The organism is Betaproteobacteria bacterium, assembly GCA_016720925.1.
Taxonomy (GTDB): Bacteria; Pseudomonadota; Gammaproteobacteria; order Burkholderiales; family Usitatibacteraceae; genus UKL13-2.
This window is the reverse complement of record JADKJR010000005.1, coordinates 115,854-135,448: the sequence shown is the minus strand read 5'-3', so window position 1 is coordinate 135,448 and position 19,595 is coordinate 115,854. Positions and strand designations below refer to the sequence as shown.

Below are 19,595 nucleotides of genomic sequence, written 5' to 3'. Positions count from 1 at the left end.
ATTGATGGCAACTATTGTATGCTGGTATCGAAACGCCAAACTGCCAAGGTCAAGCGTGATAACTCCCCATATCATCGCAGTTGATGACGACCCGTCGATTCGTTCGCTCGTCGTCGAATACCTGAGTGAACACGGCTTCCGCGTGACGCCGGTTGCAAACGGCGCTGAAATGCGACGCGCGTGCGCGGACGATCCACCGGCACTGATCGTATTGGACGTAAAAATGCCCGGGGAGGACGGTTTCACTGTCGCCCGCAGCCTCCGCCAAACCTCCAATGTACCCATCATCATGCTGACCGGACAGGTTCAAGAGATTGATCGTGTGCTCGGTTTGGAACTGGGCGCGGATGACTACCTGGCCAAGCCGTTCAGCCCCCGCGAACTGCTGGCACGAATAAAGGCGGTCTTGCGGCGTTATGAGCCGCGTCCTGCGTCAACGGCAGGGTTCACGGTGGACGCGGTCAGCCCGCGTCGCGATGCGGACATTCGTAGCTATCGCTTTGCAGGCTGGGAACTCTCCACCGGTTCGCGTCGATTGATGTCCCCGGCCGGCAAGCGCATCGATCTCACCAATGGGGAATTCGCTTTGCTGATCACGTTCCTCAAGTCGCCGCGACACGTGCTGTCTCGCGACCAGTTGCTCGAAGGCAGCCGGCTCCACGATGACGTCTATGATCGTTCAATCGATGTGCAGATCCTGCGTTTGCGACGCAAGATTGAAGCGGATCCGAACGAACCGACGCTGATCAGGACCGAGCGCGGCGCGGGCTATTTCTTCGACGCGGAGGTCGTCGTTTAAGCGTTGCACGGGACCTGCCGGATGAATCGTCGCTTCCTGATGGTGGTTAGTTAGGGTTTGTTGCTTACCGACACTATAATAAAAATCCTGTCGCTGTAAAAATCACAATCCGCAAGAAATAGCTTCCCGATGACTTTTCCCACCAGCACGCTGCTTTCCCTCGACTGGGTGCTCCTGGTCGTTGCCTCATGGCTGTCGCTGGGTGTCGCCGGTCTCGTGTTTCTCCGGAATTTTCGCATCGTGGCGCGCGTGTTGTTTCCATTGTCCAGCCTTTGCAGCGTCGTACTGACGGCTATCGGTCTCACTGCTGTTGTGCAGAACCCGCAGATCGCGGTGTTGCCCATCGGTCTGCCGGATTTGCCATTTCATTTGCGCCTCGATCCGCTTGCGGCATTTTTCATCATGCTGCTGGGCGCTGCCAGTGCGGGCATCTCGATTTTCGCGGCCGGCTATTTTCGCCGCGCGGAAGGCGCACCCCCGGGGCTACTTTGCCTTCAATACCACGTCTTCCTCGCGAGCATGGTTCTGGTGCTGATGGCCGATGACGCGTACGTGTTCATGGTGATGTGGGAAACCATGGCGCTGTCATCATTTTTCCTGGTCACGACCAACCATCGAATTCCCGAGATCCGGCGCGCGGGTTTTCTCTATATTCTGGTTGCGCATATCGGTGCCATCGCCATTCTGCTCTGCTTCGGCGTGTTGCAGGCCAACACTGGCGATTACACCTTTGCCAATATGCGCGCCCAATCGCTTTCGCCATTCTGGGCGTCAGCCGCATTCCTGCTGTGCCTGTTCGGTTTTGGTGCCAAGGCCGGTATTCTTCCCCTTCATATCTGGCTACCCGAAGCGCATCCCGCCGCTCCCTCCCCGATTTCAGCCCTGATGAGCGGCGTGATGCTGAAGACCGCCATTTATGGCTTGCTGCGCGTGAGTCTCGACCTGATCGCAACACCGCTTTGGTGGTGGGGTGTCGTCGCGTTGTCACTGGGATTGCTGACGGCCATGTTCGGCGCGGTGTTCGCGGCGGTACAAACTGACATGAAACGCCTGCTCGCCTATTCCTCGATCGAAAATATCGGGCTGCTGATCATTGCGCTGGGGTTGACGCTGATTTTTACCGCATACAAGATGCCGGCTTTGGCGGCGCTGGCATTGATCGCGCTCTTGTACCACGCACTCAACCACGCAGTGTTCAAAAGCCTGCTATTCCTTGGCACGGGATCGGTGCTCCATTCCACCGGCGAGCGGAGCCTGGGAAAACTGGGAGGGCTGATGCGCTTCATGCCGTGGGTCGGATGGATCATGCTGATCGGCATCATCGCAAGCGCCGGTCTGCCGCCGCTCAACGGCTTCGTATCGGAGTGGTTGCTGCTGCAGAGCCTTCTCACCACCACCGCGATTCCCAATGCTTACCTGAGCATGCTGGTGCCGATTTTCTCCGCGGGCGTGGTGCTTGTCGCGGCCCTGGCTGGATACGTGATGGTCAAGTTCTTCGGCATCATCTTCCTCGGCCAGCCACGCGAAGAGAAGCTGACGAATGCACATGACGCCGGCAAACTGGAACGGCTGGGACTGTTGTGGCTGGCTACAGGTTGTGTGTTGCTGGGGGTATTCCCGGTCGCGGTAATTGAAGTGATCGATCCCGTCGCCGTGCAACTGCTGGGCCAGGGTCTCGCACAAAGCGGGCGGATCGGCAACTGGCTGCTGCTGGCGCCGGTGTCTCCCGAGCGGGCATCGTACAGTCCGCTGATATTTCTGCTGGTGACGGCGACAGTCGTGCTATTGACCATTGCCCTGGTGCACCGCCTCTACCATTCGCGCATCCGCCGCGCCAATGCCTGGGATTGCGGGTATCCGCTGCAGACCGCGCGCATGCAGGATTCGGCCGAGGGCTTTGGCCAGCCGATCCGCCAGATCTTCGAGCCCTTTTTTCGTTTGACGCGCCAACTGCCTACCGCGCTCGACCGCAATCCGCTTTACAAAGTCACCGTCGAGGATCCACTCTGGCAATGGGTCTATCAACGCATTGCCAAAATTACCGAGGAGATATCGCGCCTCATCGGCAAGCTGCAGCAGGGTCGGATTTCGATTTATCTCCTGTACAGCTTTATCACGCTCATTGCGCTGCTGTTTTTTACCCAGCTATGAATCGCTCAAGCAGATGAATGTTGAAGGCATCCTTGCGCAACTGACGGAAATGCTGATTGCCCTGGTGGCGGCGCCGCTGCTCATGGGCTGGGTGAACATGTGCCGCGCGTGGCTGCAAAATCGGCGCGCGCCGCCGCTGTGGCAGCCGTTTTTCCTGCTGCACAAGTTGTTTCTGAAGGAGCCGGTCATCGCCCATACCGCGAGCCCGATATTCCGATTCACTCCCTATATCGTGTTCGGCTGCATGCTGCTCGCCTGCGCGATCATCCCGACCATTTCCACCAACCTGCCGCTGGCGCCGGCCGCCGATGCGATCGCCCTGGTGGGGCTGTTCGGCCTGGCAAGGTTGTTCATTTCACTCGCCGCCATGGACATCGGAACATCGTTCGGCGGCCTCGGTGCGAGGCGCGAAATGCTGATCGGCTTCCTCGCGGAGCCGGCCCTGTTGATGGTGCTTTTCACCGTTTCGCTGATCGCCAGCTCGACCTCACTCGCCACAATCGTGAGCCACCTGGGAAGTAGTGAATTCACCATCTTGCCCAGTCTCGCCTTCGCCGGCATCGCATTCACCATGGTGTCGCTTGCCGAAAACGCCCGCGTGCCGATCGACAACCCGGCCACGCACCTTGAGCTGACGATGATCCACGAAGCACTCATCCTTGAGTATTCGGGCCGCCATCTTGCGCTCATCGAATGGGCGGCGATGCTCAAGCTGTTCGCCTATTCCTGTGCCGGCGCCGCGCTATTCCTGCCATGGGGCGTGGCCGCCGCGAGTGACCATGTGGCGTTGTTGTTCGCGCTGCCAGTGCTGCTGCTGAAACTCGCCGTCGGCGGCTTGCTGATGGCGGTGATCGAGACCGTGCTCGCCAAGATGCGTATTTTCCGCGCACCGGAATTCCTTGCAACCGCGTTTCTGCTCGGCGTTTTGGCTTTGCTGGTTCATTTGTTGTTGGGGGCCTGACATGAGCGCGCTGACCGGCCAGATCGTCAATCTCTTCGCCGCTATCCTGCTGTTGATCGCGTTTGCCATGCTTTCGCAGCGGCGCATCCTGTCGCTCATCAATCTTTTTGCTTTCCAGGGGCTGGCGCTGGTGGGCTCGACGCTCACAGTTGCTTTTGCCACCGGCCAGAGACACCTGTTGTATTCGGCCGCGATTACCTTCGTCCTCAAGGTGTTGGTCCTTCCCTATATTCTTCACCGTCTGATACGACGCCTGAATGTGAAGTGGGATATCGAGACACTTATCAATATCCCCAGCATGATGCTGGTTGGTATTGGATTGGTCGTGTTCGCATTCAACCTCGCGTTGCCGATCTCACAATTTTCCACGTCAATCGCACGCGGCACACTCGGCATCGCACTCGCTTGCGTGCTGTTGTCGTTCCTGATGATGATTACACGCTCCAAGGCGGTGCCGCAGGTGATAGGTTTCCTGGCCATGGAGAACGGCCTTTTCTTTGCCGCCACTAGCGCCACCTATGGCATGCCGATGGTGGTCGAGCTCGGCATTGCGCTCGATGTGCTGGTCGGCATGGTGATACTCGGCGTGTTCATGTTCCAGATCCGCGAACAGTTCGATTCCCTCGATATCCATCATCTTGAAAATCTGAAAGAGGACTGATGGACGCGCTGACACCCCTGTTGCTGCTATTCATCTGCCCTGTGGTGGGTAGCCTGGTGCTGGCGCTGGCGGGCGCCAACAATCGCGCACCGGAGATCAACGTTGGCTTCAGTCTTGCCACCTTCGCAGTTTCGGTCTGGCTCACGGTCGAGATCATTTCCGGCGGCGCGGTGGTATTGCTCGATGAGCAGTTCTTCGTCGACCCGCTCAATGTATTTCTGGTGGCATTGACGGCGTTTGTCGGCTTCACCACCTCGCTGTTTTCCCGACCTTACATGCGCATCGAACGCGACCATGGGCGCATGACGCCCGGACGCATGCGCCTGTATCACAGCATGTACCAGGCATTCAATTTCACCATGTTGGTGGCGCTCACCACCAACAACCTGGGCATCCTGTGGGTAGCGATGGAAGCGGCGACTCTGGCGACGGTGCTGCTGGTGTCGGTATATCGCACCGCCGCCAGCCTGGAGGCGGCATGGAAGTACTTCATCCTCTGCGGCGTCGGCATCGCACAAGCACTGTTCGGCACGATCCTGCTGTATTTCGCGGCCGAGCGCGTGCTTGGCGCGGAGGGTAACGCCCTGTTGTGGACGCATTTGAACGTCGTCAAGACCCAGCTCGAACCGGCCATTCTCTCGCTCGCCTTTGTGTTTCTGCTGGTGGGCTACGGCACCAAGGTGGGACTTGTGCCGCTGCACAACTGGCTGCCGGATGCCCATGCCGAAGGCCCGACACCAATTTCCGCGGTGCTGTCCGGTTTGTTGCTGAATGTCGCGCTCTATTGTCTGATCCGCATGAAAGTGCTGACCGATGGTGCACTCGGAACGCATTTCGCCGGCAATATGATGATGGGCTTTGGCCTGATGTCGGTGGTGGTGGCCGCCTTTTTTCTGTCGCGGCAAAAGGACGTCAAGCGCATGTTTGCGTATTCGTCGATTGAACACATGGGACTGATGGCGTTTGCGTTCGGCATGGGTGGTCCGATCGCCAATTTTGCCGGGTTGCTGCACATGACCGTGCATTCACTGATCAAGTCGGCGATATTTTTCGCCGTCGGCCACGCGACACAAAAGGCCGGCACGCAAACCATGGAGGACATCCGCGGCCTGTTGGCGCAAAGTCCAGCGATCGGCTGGGGTCTGCTGCTCGGCACGATTGCCATCCTGGGTATGCCACCGTTCGGCGTTTTCGCCAGCGAGTTCCTGATTCTCACCACCGCCATGCGCGAGCATGCGTGGACGACGCCGTTCCTGTTGATTTCGCTGGGTGTCGCGTTCGCGGCGGTATTCGGCAAAGTGCAGCCGATGGTGTTCGGTGACACCAACGTGAAACCGCTGGCCCACCAGCCGGCGCTGGTGCCGGTGTTCATCCATCTCGGTCTGGGCCTGATGCTCGGCCTGTATATTCCGCCCTATCTCGCGCGCTGGTACGAGCAGGCGGCGAAGTTGATCGGATAAGGAGCGCCATTCATGCGCATTCCCGGACTCTCACTTGGTTTTCGCCTGCTTCCCGGTGCGGTACCGGTCGCGGTGGCTCGGGTTGACAGCGCCGAATGGAACGAAGCGGCGCGCCTGGTACACGAGACAGGCCGCAAACTGGTCGCCCTTTGGGGGACGGACAATCGCGATCGCGACGGAACGTTCGGCATGTTCGCGGCATATGCCGTCGATAGCGGATTGGCCGTGGTTGAGTTATCCATCCCGCCGACTCCGGAATCGGAAATTCCCTGCTACCCCGACCTCTCCGGCATGTTCCCGGTTGCCAACCGCATGCAGCGCGCGGTGTATGACCTTCTCGGCATTCAGGCAAGTGATGCCAGCCCGAGTGACCCAGTCGACCGGCGTCCCTGGCTCCGCCATGGTGCGTGGCCGGAAGGCGTGTTTCCATTGCGCCGGGATTTCGATCGCACGCAACATTTCGACAATCCGCAGCAAGCCTATCCCTTCGTGCGGGTCGCCGGTGACGGGGTGCACGAGATTCCCGTCGGGCCGATTCATGCGGGAATCATCGAGCCGGGCCACTTCCGTTTTTCGATCGTCGGCGAAAAGGTACTGCGACTTGAAGAACGCCTTGGCTATACGCACAAGGGTGTCGATAAACGATTTGAGAGTTTCACCTTGGCAAATGGCGCCAAGCTCGCCGGGCGTGTTTCGGGAGATTCAACCGTTGCCTATGCGTGGGCGTACGCGCAGGCGGCCGAGTCAATCATGGCTGTTACCGCGCCGGCCCGCGCGACCTGGCTGCGGGCACTCATGCTGGAACGTGAGCGTGTCGCCAATCACCTGGGTGATCTGGGTGCACTGGGAAACGACGCAGCGCTCGCCTTTGGTCTTTCGCAATTCATGCGTCTCAAAGAGGACTGGTTGCGCTGGGCCGGTCGCGTCTTCGGTCACCGCTTCATGATGGATTGCATTGTGCCCGGTGGCGTGTCGCGTGATCTTTCCGCCGAAGAGGCTGAGCGGCTGGCGCGACTCTCCTACGACCTTGAAAAGGAGCTGCAGGAGTTGCGGCACATTTACTATGAACACGCCGGGCTGCAGGACCGCTTTATCACCGCTGGCCGCGTGACGCCGCAATTGGCAATGCGGCTCGGACTCACCGGCTTCGCCGCGCGTGCCAGCGGGCAGGCACGCGATTTGCGCGTCGCGCATCCCGTCGCACCCTATGATGAACTGGGCGTGAAAGCCGCGGTGCGGCCCAACGGCGATGCTGCGGCACGCGTGACGGTGCGCTTCGATGAATTGTTCGAGTCGCTGCGATTGATTCGGCAGATCGTGCACAAACTGCCTGCTGGCGAATTGCGCACCGATGTTACTGTTCCGCCGGTCGGTGCCTTGGGTTTTGGCTGGGTGGAAGGATGGCGTGGAGAGGTGCTGGTGGCGCTGGAGGTTGGCGAAGGTGGCATGATTCGCCGTGGACATGCGCACGACCCATCCTGGCAGAACTGGCCCATTCTGGAACATGCCGCAATGGACAATATCGTTCCCGATTTCCCGCTTATCAATAAGTCGTTCAACCTGAGCTACAGCGGGCACGACTCATGATTCCTATCCTGCTCAAGATCATCCGAACAGGCATCGTCAGCGAACCGGCGCCTGCGGTGCAAGAGAAATTCCGGGAAACGAACAGCCTGCGTCCTGAACAAATTCACCATGAACTTCTGAAAAAACTTGGTCGCGCGCTGGCAATTCGTCAAGTCGATGCAGGCTCGTGCAACGGTTGCGAACTCGAAATCCACGCACTCAACAACCCCTACTACAACATTGAGGGGCTGGGCATCAAGTTTGTGGCCAGTCCACGGCATGCCGATATGTTGCTCGTGACCGGACCGGTTTCACGCAACATGGAGCGCGCCCTCAGGATTGCCTGGGAAGCCACCCCTGATCCGAAACTGGTAGTCGCGGTCGGCGAATGCGGCTGCAATGGCGGCGTGTTTGGTGAAAGCTACGCCAGTTGCGGTGCAATATCGAACGTCATTCCCGTGGACGTCTCTGTTCCGGGTTGTCCGCCGCCGCCGATCGAGATCCTGCAGGGTATCCTCACCGCGGTCACCGCCCGGGTGGAGCGACTTGGCGCTTAGGAAACTGCAGGCTGGGCGCAACGTCAGTGCGGTCCCGCGAACGGCTCATGCAGGCACAAGCTTGATGATCCCGCACAATCGCCTTGGTGAAACCTCGCAGTCTCCCGGACTTTCCGATCATGCATAAGCTACCGACACTTTTCCTTTCGCACGGCTCACCCATGCACGCCATCCACTCAGGCGCAGCTGGCCAGGTATGGGCGGCACTTGCAACGCAATTGCCCAGGCCCAAGGCCGTGCTGATTGTGACGGCGCATTGGGAGACTAACCTGCCCATGCTTTCCGGCAACGCCAAACCGTCGATGATCTACGACTTCGGGGGCTTCCCGGATGAGTTGTACAAGATTGTCTACCCTGTACCGGGCGCGCCGGATATCGCGGCGCACGCGCAGGTGCTGCTGAAGTCGGCGGGATTGCCAGCAGTCATTGATGGCAACCGCGGACTCGATCATGGCACCTGGGTGCCACTGCTGAAAATGTATCCCGATGCCGACGTGCCCGTGGTGCAACTCTCTGTGCAGCCGGCGATCGGCCCGCGCCACCATTACGATGTCGGCCGTGCGCTGGCGCCGCTGACCCATGAAGGTGTGCTGATCGTCGGCTCTGGACATCTCACGCACAACCTGCGCGACTGGATGATGTCGCGCGGACAGACGGCACACGCGCCTTATGCCCAGGAGTTTCAACGCTGGGTATTCGATCACCTGGCCGCGCACGATGTCGATGCGTTGACCCGTTATCGTCAGGAAGCGCCGGATGCGGTGCGCGCGCATCCAACGGAAGAGCATTTTTTGCCCCTGTTTGTCGCGCTGGGTGCGGCGGGCCAAGACGCAAAATCGGAGCGGGTGTTCGACGGCTTTGAGGGTTCGGCATTGGCGATGGATGCCTATCGCTTCAATTGATGCGAACCAGGCACATCGAACTCAAAGGAAATCGCCGGCGTTCCTTGATGAAAGAACATTTGCCAATCACCATTCGTGCACGTCCAGATTGAACTTCGATTGGAATAGAGCAGTGGTTTTGCACCGCCAAAGCGTTTCAAGGAACGATATGTCAGCAGGGCGACTCCGTCGGCCAATACATGCAGCGTGAAATCAACCGAGGTCATGTCGATAGTCTCCGCGCCGAGGTAAGCCAACACCATCTCCTTGTTGATGATTCCGCCGGAGCTGCCAAATTCAAAGAAGTCGTCACGCAGCGAATGCACCGCGCTGTTCCTGGCACTTTCTGGCTGGCGTCCTTACATCGCAAGTTCCAACTTGATGAGCCGATCCCGCAACTGTTCGACGGTCTCCGCCATGGGTTCCTGATGGAGTCGATCAAGGTCTGTGGGAGCAAACCGGGTCCAAAACGTGCGCAGCAAGAAATGGAATTGAAGGTATTTTCGCCGCAGTTCGTCATCGCGTGCGCAAAAGCGGGTGATCCACGCGGTGAGCCAACGAATTGTCCTTCGCGGAATCGCCCCAGGAACTTCCGGTAATTTATCCTTAATCCCGCTTGTCTACAATCGGCAATGGGCGTATTGAAAATGCGCGGCTTGATCGTTTTCCGCGCGGCAGAAACCCCTGTGAGTGAGGGGGTATACAAGGCGGTGGCGACGGTGGTACTACCTGCCCGCGCGCTATAATCTTGCCTGTCCAAAATTATGTCCTACTGGAAGCGGAACCCGTGATCCCATTTATCGTTATTGCATGCCTGATGTCGCTGGTCGCTTTGGCTTTCGTGCTTGTTCCACTGTTGCGGTCACGTTCCAGCAGTCACGGCGCTGAGCCGGCGAGGTTATCCGATGCCGTCAGCAATGTCGCTGTATTCCGCTCGCAAAAGCGCGAAATCGAGGAGGAGTTTGCACGCGGTTCCATAGGTGCGGAAGAGCGCGATGCCGCGTTGAATGAGCTCGAACAGCGGCTGGTCGATGAAGTGCCGGGGGAGGCGAATGCGGAAGTTGTGCCGGCAACATTAGCGCGCAATCGCCGCCCATGGCTGTTGATGGGCGTACTTGGCGCTCTGATCCCCATTGGCGCATTCATGATTTATGCCGTCATCGGTACTCCGCAGGCATTGCGGCCAGGTGGCCCAGTCGCCGCGGTAAGCGCCGGCGAAGGGTCCCCGCATGCAGGCATGGGTACGGGCGCCGATTCGGCGGTGTCGGACCAGCAGATTGTTGCCATGGTCGACACGCTCGCGCAAAAAATGCAGCAAAATCCGGGCGACCCCAAGGGCTGGGTGCTACTCGCACGTTCGCAGGGCGCGCTGGGACGTTATGCCGAGGCAGCGGCAGCGTACGAACGCGCCGCGCAATTGCTGCCGGCTGATGCCCAATTGTTCGCCGACTATGCGGATACCGTCGCGATGCAACAGCAAGGCCGTTTCGAAGGCAAGCCCATGGCGCTAATCCAGAAGGCGCTGAAGCTGGACCCCAATAACACCAAGGGGCTCGCGCTGGCCGGCACGGCGGAACTTCGGCTGGGCAACCGCGAGGCCTCTCTCAAATACTGGAAGAAGCTGAAAACGCTTGTGGCGAAAGATACGGATGACGAACGGCAGATCGACGCGATCATCGCCGAAGTTCAAAGTGGAAAAGGGCCAATACCCGCACCCGCGCGCGGCGCCGATGTGGCTGCCGTGCCCGCTCCCACCCCCGCGCCAGCCTCCGCTCCGGCACGGCCGATGGAGAACGTTAAAGCTGCCGTGCCCGCAGCTCCCACGCCTGTCGCATCTGGCGCGAGCGCCGGTGCGACCGTCTCCGGACAAGTCATGCTCACACCTGAATTCGCCGCGAAGCTCGGCCCGACAGACACATTGTTCGTTTTCGCCCGCGCCAAGGAAGGACCGCGCATGCCGTTGGCGATCCTCCGGATACCGGCACCGAAAGCTGGTGATTTCCCGAAATCGTTTGAATTGACGGATGCCATGGCGATGGCGCCAGGAATGAGTCTTTCGTCATTCCCCGAGATCGTCATCGAGGCGCGAATATCCCGGTCGGGCAGTGCGCCGATTCAGCCGGGAGATCTGACGGGGGTCAGCGAAGCGATCAAACCCGGCGCACGCGCGATCAAGGTAACCATTTCCCGGGTAGCGCCTTGACCCTTGCCGCTACAGGTTTGACGCTCAGTCGCGGGCCGCGCAAATTATTCGCGGACCTCTCGTTCAAGCTGGAGTCGGGGCAAGCGCTGGTTTTGCGGGGTTCCAACGGCAGCGGCAAGACAACATTGTTGCGGGTGCTGGCCGGATTAACCGTCGCCGATGGCGGCCATCTGCGCTGGAATGAAGTGCAATGGACCGCGCTATGTGCAAGTCAGCGTGCGGCATCGCTGTATCTCGGGCACACCAATGCGCTGAAAGATGAATTGACGGCGGCGGAAAATCTTGCGGAATCACTGGCCTTCGACGGTGTTGCGGTTCCGGAGAATCTGCAACGTCAAAGCCTGGACAATATGGGGCTTGCGGAAAGGCATCATTTGCACGCGCGACGCCTTTCGCAGGGCCAGAAACGTCGAGTCGGCCTGGCGCGTCTGGCGCTCGCGCGCAAGCCGCTTTGGTTGCTCGATGAGCCCACCAATGCGCTCGACGCGGATGGCGTGGCACTTTTTTCGAGGGTCGTGGCCGAGCATTTGCAGCACGGCGGAATGGCCTGCATTGCCAGCCATTTGCCACTGGCCATTGCCGCACCGGTTCATGAGCTGGTATTGGGTGAGCTTAGCGCATGAATGTGGCGGTTGCTCAAGCGTCGATCGAGCCTTTGGTGGTGGTGGCACCGGAGCGCGCCGTATGGCTGGCTGCGGGAAGGGATCTGCGTCTGGGGCTGCGTTCGCGCGCGGAACTGGTGCAGGCGCTTATGTTTTTGATCATCGTGGTCAGTCTTTTTCCGTTGGCGGTGGGACCCGAATCGGCACTGTTGAAACGCATTGCCTCGGGTGTGGTCTGGGTGGCGGCGCTCCTGTCGGTATTGTTGACATTGCCACGCATATTCGCGGCGGACTACGCGGATGGCACGCTTGAACAACTGGTCATGTCCCCCTATCCCTTGCCGCTAATCGCGGCTGGCAAAATGCTCGCGCACTGGTTGATGAGCGGATTGCCGCTTACGCTGATTGCGCCGCTGCTTGGCCTGCAATTTGGCCTGGAGGCGAACGAACTTATGGTGCTGGTGGCGAGTCTGATGCTAGGTACGCCGATACTGTCGATGATCGGTGCGATCGGTGCGGCACTGACACTGGGGGTTCGTGGCGGATCGATTTTGATGGCCCTTTTGGTGTTGCCGCTGTATGTACCGGTGCTGATTTTTGGTTCAGGCGCCGTAGAGCAATCAATGATGTCCATCGACTATTCGGCCAATTTGTCATTGCTCGGCGCCGGGTTGCTGATTGGTGCGCTGGTCATCCCGTTTGCGGTCGCTTCCGCGCTGCGAATCTCACTGGATTAACTCTCTTGAACCTCTATAAATACGCCTCCCCCGTTACGTTTTACCCTTTGGCCGGCAAGATGTGGCCTTGGTTCGCGGCGCTCGCAGGTGTATTCACGATCGCGGGCCTATATCTTGGACTGTTTGTGGCGCCTGTCGATTATCAGCAGGGCGAGGTATACCGTATTCTTTATATTCACGTTCCGGCTTCCGTGGTCGGCATGTTCATCTATCTGGTAATGGCCGGTTATGGCGTGCTTGCGCTGACCCTCAACACGCGTCTGTCGGCGATGATGATGGAAGCATTGGCGCCGACCGGCGCCTTGCTTACCGCATTGGCTCTGTGGACCGGTTCACTGTGGGGGCGCCCCACCTGGGGTACTTACTGGGTGTGGGATGCACGGATTACGTCAACGTTGTTGCTGGTATTTTTGTACGTGGGCTATCTTGCGCTGACCCATGCCATCGAGGACAAGCGGCGCGCCGACAAGGCGGGAGCATTGCTGGTTATCGTCAGTTCGATAAACGTACCGATCATCTATTTTTCGGTCAAATGGTGGAATACGTTGCATCAGGGTTCTTCAGTGTCGCTGGCCGGAAACGCCATCGCCTCGCCAGCGATGCGGTGGGGCTTGTTGCTGATGACGCTTGCGTGCTGGATGTATGCGATTGCGATGACGCTGGTGCGCGTTCGCGCAATTATTCGGGAGCGCGAACATGACGCCGCATGGATGGCGGACGTCAGCGGAGGCAAATCATGAATTGGGCGGAATTCTTTTCCATGGGTGGACGCGGCTTTTATGTCTGGGGCTCGTATGGCGCGTTCGCGCTTGCCATCGCAATTGAAATCATCATGCTGCGCGCACGCACCAAGCGCACGGTGACATTAGCCAGGGAGAGCATGAAATGAAGGCACGCTATAAGCGCTTCATGTGGGTTGCAATGGGATTGGCGGTGGTTGCGGTTGCCACCACGCTGGTATTGCGCGCCTTCAATTCCAATCTGGTGTTCTTTTTCACGCCGAGCGAAGTCGCGCAGAAAAAAGCACCGCAGGATCGCGCGTTCCGCATGGGCGGATTGGTGACCGCGGGCAGCATGAAACGCAACCCCGATGGACTGACCGTTACATTCGACGTGACCGACACCGCGCAAACAATTCCGGTTACCTTCACCGGTATTCTTCCCGACCTTTTCAAGGAAGGAAAGGGCGTGGTTGCGCAGGGCAAGATAGGTCAGGATGGTGTTTTTCGTGCCACCGAAGTGCTGGCCAAGCATGACGAGAACTACATGCCACCGGAAGCTGCGGAAGCATTGAAACAGGCTGGGAGTCCGATCGAAGGCAAGATGTTCGCCGGGCAGAAAGAAGTCGTCACGCAGGCAGCCAAAGGAGCCAAGCCATGATCCCCGAACTCGGACAATTTTCTCTTGTACTTGCGTTATGCCTCGCGATCACGATGGGTGTCGTACCCATGGTCGGCGCGTTCCGCCAGGACACGCGCATGATGTCGCTGGCGCGGCCGCTGGCGCAAGGCCAGTTCCTGTTCGTGGTGTTCGCGTTTGGCTGTCTGATGTATGCGTTTATCACCAGCGATTTTTCGGTGCAGAATGTCGCCGCCAATTCGAACACCAAATTGCCGGTTTACTACCGGATCACGGCGTCATGGGGTTCGCACGAAGGATCGCTGTTGTTGTGGGTGCTGATGCTGAGTGGGTGGACCTTTGCCGTGTCGATTTTCAGCCGCAACCTGCCGCTGGAAGTGATCTCCCGCGTGCTTGCAGTACTTGGCCTGGTGGCGGTCGGTTTCTACCTGTTCATGTTGATCACCTCCAATCCATTTGATCGCTTGTTTCCTGCCGCAGTCGAAGGGCGAGATCTCAATCCCCTGCTGCAGGACCCCGGCATGATTTACCACCCGCCGATGCTCTACATGGGGTACGTCGGGTTTTCTGTCGCGTTTGCATTTGCGGTGGCGGCTTTGGTCGGTGGCAGGCTTGATGCGACTTGGGCGCGTTGGTCGCGTCCCTGGACGACGGCCGCGTGGTGCTTTCTGACCATCGGCATTTGTCTCGGTTCGGCATGGGCGTATTACGAACTGGGTTGGGGCGGCTGGTGGTTCTGGGACCCGGTGGAAAACGCGTCATTCCTGCCATGGCTGGTGGGCACGGCTTTGATCCATTCGTTGGCGGTCACGGAGAAGCGGGGCATCTTCAAAAGCTGGACGGTGCTGCTGGCGATCATTGCTTTTTCGCTCTCCTTGCTGGGTACATTCCTGGTGCGTTCGGGCGTGCTGACTTCGGTACACGCATTTGCCACCGATCCCCGCCGCGGCGTATTTATTCTTGCTTTCCTCGCGACAGTGATCGGTGTTTCGCTGGCGCTGTACGCGTGGCGCGCGCCGCAGTTGGGTTTGGCGAAGGCACCGCGTGCATTCTCCCCGACGTCCCGCGAATCGCTATTGCTGGCCAACAATGTGCTACTGCTGGTCGCCATGCTGGCGGTAATGCTGGGAACGCTCTATCCGCTTTTTCTGGATGCGTTGAAGATGGGCAAGATTTCCGTGGGGCCGCCGTATTTCGACGCCGTGTTCTATCCTCTGATGGCACCGGCGCTGTTTCTCATGGGGGTTGGTCCGATTGCCCGCTGGCGTAATTCGACGCTGCCGGAACTGGCGGTGCGTTTGAAGTGGGCGTTTGGCATTGCCATCGTCGCGGGCATTTTGATTCCATTCCTGATGGGCAAATGGTCGCCACTGGTGGCATCGGGGCTGTTCCTCGCCGCATGGATCGTCGCCGCAACTTCCACGGCCATCGTGCACCGGTTTCAATCCACGCCTGCTGCCGGATTCATCGGCAAGCTTACGGCAAATAGCCCGAGCTACTACGGTATGCACCTGGCGCACGTCGGGATCGCGGTATTCGTCATCGGCGTCACGCTGGTGAAAGGCTATGAATCCGAACGTGATGTTCGTCTCGCCATCGGGCAAAGCGCAACCGAGCGCGGGTTTGAATTCAAATTCATCTCGATTGCCGAAAAGAAGGGACCGAACTATCAGGCGATGGTCGGTCGTTTTGACGTTCTTCGCGATGGCCAGGTCGTCAGGGTGCTGCTCCCCGAAAAACGCACTTACTTTGCGACCGGCCAGACGATGACCGAGGCAGACATTGATGCGGGCGTCACGCGTGATCTGTATGTCTCGATGGGCGAACCGGTTGAAAACGCAACCGACGGCGCGTGGGGCGTGAGGATTTACGTGAAGCCTTTCATCAACTGGATTTGGTTCGGTTGCGTTTTCATGGCGTTGGGCGGCGTGCTGGCGATCAGCGACAAACGCTATCGACTCAAACCGAAGCGGGTTGCGGAAAGCACGGCGCATGCGCCCGCGGACGGCGCGCGACCGAAGGCTCCTCGTGGGAGCCAGGAATCACCACAAGGCGCGGAATAGCATATGAGCGAGACAACAACATCAAACAAGAATCCGGGTCGCGCCTGGCGGTTTGCATTGCCCCTGGCAATTTTTTTCGCGCTGGTGTGGTTCATGTGGAAAGGGTTATCGCTCAATCCGCGTGAGCTTCCCTCCGCGTTGATCAATAAGCCCGTTCCGGTGTTTTCATTGCCGCAACTTCACGACAACACCAAGATGCTCAGCGGCGCGGATATGAAGGGCAAAGTCTGGCTGCTTAACGTATGGGGCTCGTGGTGCGTGTCCTGCCGCTACGAGCATCCGGTGCTAAATGCGCTCGCCAAGAAGGGCGTGGTGCCCATTGTCGGATTCAACTGGAAAGACCGGCCTGAAGATGCCAAAGGCTGGCTGGTCAAGTTTGGTGATCCGTATGCGTTCTCCGTCAGCGACCTCGAGGGTCGCGTGGCAATTGATCTGGGTGTGTACGGCGCGCCTGAAACATTCATCATCGACAAGGCGGGAATGATCCGCTACAAACATGCCGGGCCGATCAGCGAGGAATTGATGAACGAGACGCTGGTGCCGTTGATTCAGGGGTTGAATAAGGCATGAATACAATGATAAACACAAGCGCTGGCGCGGCGTTTGGGGTATTTTTGTCTGGAAAGGCCCGCCAAATGGCGACTTTCATTATTTGCGCATCGATACTGACGGCCGGGTCGCTCTTTGCACAGACACCCACGCCCACCATGCCGCCCATGAAGCCCGAGCTGGAAGCGCGGCTGAGAAAACTTGAAACCGAATTGCGTTGTCTGGTCTGCCAAAACCAGACGCTAGCCGATTCCCCAGCCGGACTGGCGGGCGATTTGCGGCGGGAAATTCGCTTGCTCGCCGAAAGTGGCAAGGACAACGAGGAAATCAAGCTGCATCTGAAAGCACGCTATGGCGATTTTGTGCTCTACAAACCCTCGGTCGAATCAAAGACCTGGCTATTGTGGTTCGGGCCATTCGTGCTGCTGGCCGGGGGCGCAATCATCACCTGGAGGGTGACCCGCCGGAAAATCGTTGCACCGGTTGCGGGGACAGAGATATCGACCGACGAACGGCAACGGGCGAGCAAACTGCTTGACGAATAGCAGGGCGCGCCGAAGAACGGCTTCCGCCTGGGCGCGCCGCGGGGCGGGCGCTACAGCGGCGCGCACATGACCACGCCTTCGTCGATCCAGCCATCTTTCACTAGCGCACTCACCAGCGAGCGACTGGTCGTGTAGCGATGGTTTGAATCGTTTTCGCGCCAGCGATTGTTGTAAAGCCGCGTCAGTGCAAGCGTGCCTGACGGACATGCCGCCGCCCGCGCGTGCGCGATCCAGAAATCGATACCCTCATCAATGGTGCCGTAGCCACGCACCAGATTGCATTCAGCCGTCTCGGCGGAAAAGAAATGCGTGAGGATGCTCGGGAAGAAAAAGCGGCATACCGGCGCCTGTGCGGCGACTCGCAATTCAGCCGGTCCGGGAACGGTGTAGCCCTTGAATGCGTAGCCGGTCCGCGACCAGGTTGGCCCAGCCAGGCCGCTATCAATGATGTTCTTGTCCGACTGCCGGGAGGTCAGGAAGTAGCGCCGGAAATAGATGTTGTGGAATTCCTCCACCAGCACCTCACCGTCAAGCAATGCCGTCGGTGCGGTGTAATCGATGCGCAGAGAATCGTTCAAGCCGCCGCGCACGCTGCTCTGGCGCGTCAGGCGATCGAGCGCGGCCCGGTCGCCGCTGAGGTAAGCGGAGAAAAATGGAATCACCCAGCCAAACACGTCGTCCGCATAGCTGACATCGTAGGTATGTTCGACGCCGCTCAAGGCGACCTGGTAGCGCGAACCGCGGAAATTGTTCATCGCCTGTTCCATCAGCGCGATGGGCGCGGTGGTATCGGCAGTACCGGAGATCGCGAGGTATGGCGCCGTCACGTTACGCGCCGTGGCGTTGTCGTCGCCAAAGGCGGGCAGGAAATGCTGGCCGGCGTAAGGCACGTAGCCTACCGCCGCCTTGATGCGCGGATCTTGCACCGTTGGTCGCGATTTGAGGCTCGGATAGCCGGCGGTAATCTCGGCACCCAAGAGCCACGCCATGGTGGCGCCGCCCATGCTGCCGCCGATACCGCCGATGCGCGTTGCGTCAACGTATGCACCGAATTGCGGGTGACCCAGCATCAGGTCGATCACGGCTTTCACGGACAGTGGTCGCAATGCTTCAAGTTCCACCACCCGGTCGAAATTGAGCACCACGTAAACGAGATCTTTCAGATCTTCGATTTTCACCCGCGAAAAGCGTTTATCACCATGGAATGGCGCGGCGACGATATAACCGTAACTCGCCATTCGCACCAGGAAGTCGATTGATTTTCCATCGATCGGGTTTCCGGCCAGTCCATGCGAAAAAACCATGAGGGGAAAGCGACCGCAACCGGCGGGTGGCGGATAGATCGCGATGCATGGCTGAGACGCCAGAATGGGTGCCTGGCCCAGGCGCTGCATGTGCGGGATGCGCAAGCCGTTGGCAAGCAGATAGTCAGGGCGGAAGTTGCTGGCCTCGGTGGGATAGCACGTAATGACGACGAACTCGACGGTGGTGTTGCGCCGTTGCGGGTAGAGATCTTCATCGGGCACGCGCGGACGTGCCACCAGCGTGTCTGCCGGTTCAAGCAGGATATCGCCGACGTAGTGGCCGTCGGTGCCGTCCCAGTAATTGTCGATGGGGACGCCGAGCTGTGCCACGCGCGCGTCGTCCTGCGCAAGATTTGAGCAGGCGACTGGATATGGCCCTGCCGCTACCGGCGCCATTTCGACGCTGTGATTGGGCACCGCCCCCAGCGCCGGCCACGCCGCAACGCATAACATCGCGAGAGCGGCGCAAAGCACATGGGACTGTTTTCGAAAATGACGCATGGGAACTTTCACCTGAATGTCATGAGACAACCTTGCGCGTTATGCAACGACCTGTGCAACTACCCGCGCAATCGCCAGCATCGCACCCTCGGCGGATTTCTGGCATGCTTGAACAACTATTAGACTACTTGAAGACATGAACGTTCCGCCAGGCACCATGGACGACATCACAAGCTTAAGGCGCATCCTCAAGGTAAATCACGTCATTGCCGTTGTGGGCCTGTCGGCCAACTGGTGGCGGCCGAGCTATTTTGTCGCGAAGTACCTGAAGGACCACGGCTATCGGGTCATTCCCGTCAATCCAGCCTATGCGGAAGTGCTCGGCGAAAAATGCTATGCCAGCCTGAAAGAGGTGCCGGAAAAAATCGACATGGTCGACTGCTTTCGCAAGGCTGAGGAGATTCCGGCACTGGCGGAGGAAGCCATCGCCATTGGCGCCAAGTGCCTGTGGATGCAATTGGGCGTGGTGAATCACAATGCCGAGAAAAGAGCGACTGAGGCCGGCCTCGATGTGGTGATGGATCGCTGCGTGAAGATCGAGCATGGACGGCTGTTTGGTGGCCTGAACTATGCAGGGGTAAATACGCGGGTGATATCGGCGAAACGTCCTGTTTAATCGAATCATCCCGCTAAAATCGCCAAACATTTTTGATTTTAGGCTAGCGGTCACTGGTAACGTTTGCCGTCATTCATCAA

The 19,595-nt window shown here is 58.9% G+C and carries 20 protein-coding genes; 18 read left to right on the top strand and 2 right to left on the bottom strand.

The features are described 5' to 3' along the window. Positions 1–4: 4 nt before the first annotated feature. From IPP88_08730 to IPP88_08695, 8 genes are all read left to right on the top strand, one after another. The gene (locus IPP88_08730) at positions 5–799 is read left to right on the top strand and encodes a response regulator (protein ID MBL0122800.1); all 795 of its coding nucleotides are present in this window, start codon (positions 5–7) and stop codon (positions 797–799) included. A 129-nt stretch (positions 800–928) separates the two neighbouring features. Next, the gene (gene hyfB / locus IPP88_08725) at positions 929–2,950 is read left to right on the top strand and encodes a hydrogenase 4 subunit B (GenBank protein MBL0122799.1); all 2,022 of its coding nucleotides are present in this window, start codon (positions 929–931) and stop codon (positions 2,948–2,950) included. 13 nt (positions 2,951–2,963) lie between these two features. Next, on the top strand, positions 2,964–3,911 hold the full coding sequence (locus IPP88_08720; protein ID MBL0122798.1) for an NADH-quinone oxidoreductase subunit H: 948 nt from the start codon (positions 2,964–2,966) through the stop codon (positions 3,909–3,911). Position 3,912: 1 nt separating this feature from the next. Further along, positions 3,913–4,572, top strand: a complete 660-nt coding sequence (locus tag IPP88_08715) for a formate hydrogenlyase (protein MBL0122797.1) — start codon at positions 3,913–3,915, stop codon at positions 4,570–4,572. Next, on the top strand, positions 4,572–6,032 hold the full coding sequence (locus IPP88_08710; GenBank protein ID MBL0122796.1) for a hydrogenase 4 subunit F: 1,461 nt from the start codon (positions 4,572–4,574) through the stop codon (positions 6,030–6,032). The genes IPP88_08715 and IPP88_08710 overlap by 1 nt, the downstream gene beginning before the upstream one ends. A 12-nt stretch (positions 6,033–6,044) precedes the next feature. Beyond that, entirely contained in the window at positions 6,045–7,619 is a 1,575-nt protein-coding gene (locus IPP88_08705; protein ID MBL0122795.1) for an NADH-quinone oxidoreductase subunit C, read from the top strand. Further along, positions 7,616–8,155, top strand: a complete 540-nt coding sequence (locus tag IPP88_08700; GenBank protein ID MBL0122794.1) for an NADH-quinone oxidoreductase subunit B family protein — start codon at positions 7,616–7,618, stop codon at positions 8,153–8,155. Before IPP88_08705 ends, IPP88_08700 begins: the two co-directional genes overlap by 4 nt. A gap of 119 nt (positions 8,156–8,274) precedes the next feature. Then, entirely contained in the window at positions 8,275–9,057 is a 783-nt protein-coding gene (locus IPP88_08695) for a dioxygenase (protein MBL0122793.1), read from the top strand. Here IPP88_08695 and IPP88_08690 read toward each other — a convergent pair. Next, the gene (locus tag IPP88_08690) at positions 9,042–9,362 is read right to left on the bottom strand and encodes a DUF4440 domain-containing protein (GenBank protein ID MBL0122792.1); all 321 of its coding nucleotides are present in this window, start codon (positions 9,360–9,362) and stop codon (positions 9,042–9,044) included. The genes IPP88_08695 and IPP88_08690 overlap by 16 nt on opposite strands. Positions 9,363–9,823: 461 nt before the next feature. Here IPP88_08690 and ccmI point away from each other — a divergent pair, with 461 nt between their 5' ends. From ccmI to IPP88_08645, 9 genes are all read left to right on the top strand, one after another. Beyond that, on the top strand, positions 9,824–11,239 hold the full coding sequence (ccmI, locus tag IPP88_08685) for a c-type cytochrome biogenesis protein CcmI (GenBank protein MBL0122791.1): 1,416 nt from the start codon (positions 9,824–9,826) through the stop codon (positions 11,237–11,239). Next, on the top strand, positions 11,236–11,862 hold the full coding sequence (gene ccmA, locus IPP88_08680; GenBank protein ID MBL0122790.1) for a heme ABC exporter ATP-binding protein CcmA: 627 nt from the start codon (positions 11,236–11,238) through the stop codon (positions 11,860–11,862). The genes ccmI and ccmA overlap by 4 nt, the downstream gene beginning before the upstream one ends. Further along, positions 11,859–12,578, top strand: a complete 720-nt coding sequence (ccmB, locus tag IPP88_08675; GenBank protein MBL0122789.1) for a heme exporter protein CcmB — start codon at positions 11,859–11,861, stop codon at positions 12,576–12,578. Before ccmA ends, ccmB begins: the two co-directional genes overlap by 4 nt. A 59-nt stretch (positions 12,579–12,637) precedes the next feature. Then, entirely contained in the window at positions 12,638–13,318 is a 681-nt protein-coding gene (ccsA, locus tag IPP88_08670) for a cytochrome c biogenesis protein CcsA (protein ID MBL0122788.1), read from the top strand. After that, the gene (gene ccmD / locus IPP88_08665) at positions 13,315–13,467 is read left to right on the top strand and encodes a heme exporter protein CcmD (protein MBL0122787.1); all 153 of its coding nucleotides are present in this window, start codon (positions 13,315–13,317) and stop codon (positions 13,465–13,467) included. The genes ccsA and ccmD overlap by 4 nt, the downstream gene beginning before the upstream one ends. After that, positions 13,464–13,958, top strand: a complete 495-nt coding sequence (gene ccmE, locus IPP88_08660; protein ID MBL0122786.1) for a cytochrome c maturation protein CcmE — start codon at positions 13,464–13,466, stop codon at positions 13,956–13,958. Before ccmD ends, ccmE begins: the two co-directional genes overlap by 4 nt. Further along, positions 13,955–16,000: a heme lyase CcmF/NrfE family subunit gene (locus tag IPP88_08655; protein ID MBL0122785.1), complete on the top strand. Its 2,046-nt coding sequence runs from the start codon at positions 13,955–13,957 to the stop codon at positions 15,998–16,000. The genes ccmE and IPP88_08655 overlap by 4 nt, the downstream gene beginning before the upstream one ends. A gap of 3 nt (positions 16,001–16,003) precedes the next feature. Beyond that, entirely contained in the window at positions 16,004–16,570 is a 567-nt protein-coding gene (locus IPP88_08650; GenBank protein ID MBL0122784.1) for a DsbE family thiol:disulfide interchange protein, read from the top strand. A gap of 65 nt (positions 16,571–16,635) precedes the next feature. Next, entirely contained in the window at positions 16,636–17,094 is a 459-nt protein-coding gene (locus IPP88_08645; GenBank protein ID MBL0122783.1) for a cytochrome c-type biogenesis protein CcmH, read from the top strand. Positions 17,095–17,144: 50 nt separating this feature from the next. Here IPP88_08645 and IPP88_08640 read toward each other — a convergent pair whose 3' ends face one another. Continuing rightward, the gene (locus IPP88_08640) at positions 17,145–18,851 is read right to left on the bottom strand and encodes a hypothetical protein (GenBank protein ID MBL0122782.1); all 1,707 of its coding nucleotides are present in this window, start codon (positions 18,849–18,851) and stop codon (positions 17,145–17,147) included. A 205-nt stretch (positions 18,852–19,056) separates the two neighbouring features. Here IPP88_08640 and IPP88_08635 point away from each other — a divergent pair, with 205 nt between their 5' ends. Then, positions 19,057–19,515, top strand: coding sequence for a CoA-binding protein (locus IPP88_08635; GenBank protein ID MBL0122781.1), 459 nt, complete (start codon positions 19,057–19,059; stop codon positions 19,513–19,515). Positions 19,516–19,595 lie beyond the last annotated feature (80 nt).